General features: G+C 45.2%; 1 rRNA gene. It reads right to left on the reverse strand.

What is annotated here, in order from left to right:
* Positions 1-417 precede the first annotated feature (417 nt).
* Positions 418-591: ribosomal RNA gene (locus L5L94_RS21785) — 16S ribosomal RNA — on the reverse strand; the annotation flags it as partial.

The raw sequence follows: 591 nt of genomic DNA on the forward strand, positions 1-591 counted from the left end.
CCTTCATCGCCTCTGACTGCCAAGGCATCCACCGTATACGCTTAGTCGCTTAACCATACAACCCAAATGAGTTTCACTCATCTGCGTCGCATTGCGACCAGCTTGGTTTTACTTGTCTCACTTCTGACCAAAGAAGTGGACGCGCCTTAGACGTAAACTATTCAATAAAGAATAATTTACTATTGAATATTCAAGACACTTAATAAAGTGTTTGAGAACTCATGTTCAATGCTTTCGCATTAAACGTTTTGTAATTAATCACATGACAGACTCATGCAATTAAATACTATCAGCTTTCCAAATTGTTAAAGAACAATGCGTACCGGCTCGCGGCGCATTTAGCTCTGACTTCTCCTAAGAGAAGCTAAACAAGCAATCTGTGTGAACACTCAACAAACATTAAGTTAGTCGTATAGGTAAGGAGGTGATCCAGCCCCAGGTTCCCCTAGGGCTACCTTGTTACGACTTCACCCCAGTCATGAACCACAAAGTGGTGAGCGCCCCCCCGAAGGTTAAGCTACCCACTTCTTTTGCAGCCCACTCCCATGGTGTGACGGGCGGTGTGTACAAGGCCCGGGAACGTATTCACCG

Source organism: Shewanella sp. SM21, from assembly GCF_025654335.1.
In the GTDB taxonomy this organism is placed as follows: Bacteria; Pseudomonadota; Gammaproteobacteria; order Enterobacterales; family Shewanellaceae; genus Shewanella; species Shewanella oncorhynchi.